This window comes from Cellulomonas septica (assembly GCF_012396155.1).
In the GTDB taxonomy this organism is placed as follows: Bacteria; Actinomycetota; Actinomycetes; order Actinomycetales; family Cellulomonadaceae; genus Cellulomonas; species Cellulomonas septica.
On sequence record NZ_JAAXOY010000707.1, the window covers coordinates 1 to 1,788 of the forward strand.

2 protein-coding genes and 1 pseudogene are annotated in these 1,788 nt (G+C 73.7%); all 3 read left to right on the forward strand.

Going from position 1 to position 1,788, the window contains the following annotated elements; all coding sequences use genetic code 11:
* Positions 1-445 (forward strand): GNAT family N-acetyltransferase (locus HGA02_RS18385; protein WP_168680753.1); only part of this gene is annotated, 445 nt, incomplete at its 5' end.
* Between the two features lie 54 nt (positions 446-499).
* Positions 500-1,144 carry a TetR/AcrR family transcriptional regulator gene (locus HGA02_RS18390; protein WP_343035603.1) on the forward strand — a complete coding sequence of 215 codons (645 nt, stop codon included), beginning with the start codon at positions 500-502 and terminating at the stop codon, positions 1,142-1,144.
* Between the two features lie 494 nt (positions 1,145-1,638).
* A pseudogene (locus tag HGA02_RS21865) lies at positions 1,639-1,788 on the forward strand (hypothetical protein); the annotation flags it as partial.

The window sequence follows — 1,788 nt, forward strand, 5'->3', positions numbered from 1 at the left end:
CGCGGTGCCGAGCCTCGACGACGCGCGCGACCTCATCGAGAGCCAGCTCGTGCAGTCGGCGGACCCGACGTGGGCGTTCGCGGTGCGCGTCGACGGGCGCGCGGTCGGGCACGTCGCGCTCGCGCACGTCGAGCACCGGCACGCGACGGCGTGGGTGTCGTACTGGCTGACGGCGAGCGAGCGGGGTCGCGGGCTGGCGACACGCGCGGTCGCGTCGGTCGCGCGGTTCGCGTTCGACGACCTGGGGCTGTTCCGGCTCGAGCTCGGGCACCGCGTCAACAACCCGGCGTCGTGCCGTGTCGCGACCGGGGCGGGGTTCGCGGCGGAGGGCGTCGAGCGCGCGAAGCTGCGGTACGGCGACGAGCGCTTCGACGTGGAGACGCACGCGCGGCTCGCGTCGGACCCCGACCCGGGTGTGGCGCTCCTCACGCTGAACGCCGGGTGAACGGACGCTGTATCGGATTGCACTGAGTGCAACGGTGCACTTAGTGTCGCAAGAGTGACCACCGGACGACGCGCCGCGCTGCGGGAGAAGCACCACCGCGCGATCGTCGACGCCGCCGCGGCCCTCATGCGCGAGACCGGCGGCACGTCGTTCAGCGTCGACGAGCTCGCGCACCGCGCCGACGTGTCGCGCCGCACGGTCTTCAACCACTTCGAGTCGCTCGACGAGATCGTCATCACCGTCTGCGGCGACATCCTCGGCACGGTCGTCGACAGCTTCGAGTCGCACACGGCCCCCGACGCCGACGCGACGATGTTCGACGAGCTCGCGCACGCCCTGCGCGCCACCGACCTCGTCACGCCCATCGCCTACCTGACCCGCGTGCTCGGCAAGGACTCCGGCGACGCGCTCACCCCGCGCCACGCCGCGCTCATCGGGCGCGCGTTCACCGAGGTCAGCGCGCGGATGTCCGCCGAGATGATGCGCCGTCACCCCGACGCCGACGAGCTCGACGTCCGCCTGCTCGTCGGCTCGCTCATGAGCGGCGCGCTCGTCCTGCACGGCTACTGGCACCAGGCCACGGGCGGGGTGGACGACGACCGCTCCCGCCAGGTCTGGGCCGACCTCGTCGAACGCCTCCTCGCCGCCGCCCGCACGGGGTACGGCGCGACGGGCACCCCACCGCCCGCCCCGCACTGACCCGTCCGGAGCGGCACACCCGCCCCGAGCCGTCACCGGCCCCGCCACGGCCGGCACCGCACGACCAGCCCGCACCGCATCCGTCCTGACCGGAGAGACCCACCATGGCAGAGCTCCTGTACCGCCTCGGGCGCGCCTCGGCCCGCCACGCGCGCGCCGTCGTCGCCGGCTGGTTCGCCGTCCTCGTCGCCGTCGGCGTCGCGTTCGTCGCCTTCGGCGGCACGCTGGCCAGCGCCTTCACGATCCCCGACACCCCGACGGCCGAGGTCACCGACCAGCTCCAGCGCGAGCTCCCGTCGGCCGCGGGCGGCACGGGCACGGTCGTGATCTCGACCGAGGACGGGTCGGCGTTCACCGACGAGCAGAAGGCCGCGATCGTCGACCGCGTCGACACCGCGCGCGACGTCGACGGGGTCCGCGACGTCGTCGACCCGTTCGCGACGCAGGCCGACCTCGAGGAGCAGCGCCAGCAGCTCGACGACGGCCGCGCGCAGCTCGAGCAGGGCCGCGCACAGCTCGACGCGTTCATGTCGTGGGAGGGCCACAACTACGAGGACGCGATCATCCTGTCGCAGCGCCTCGTGCAGGACGACGTCCTGTCCTCGATCCACATCGAGGAGCACGAGGTCGACGCCCGCGACACG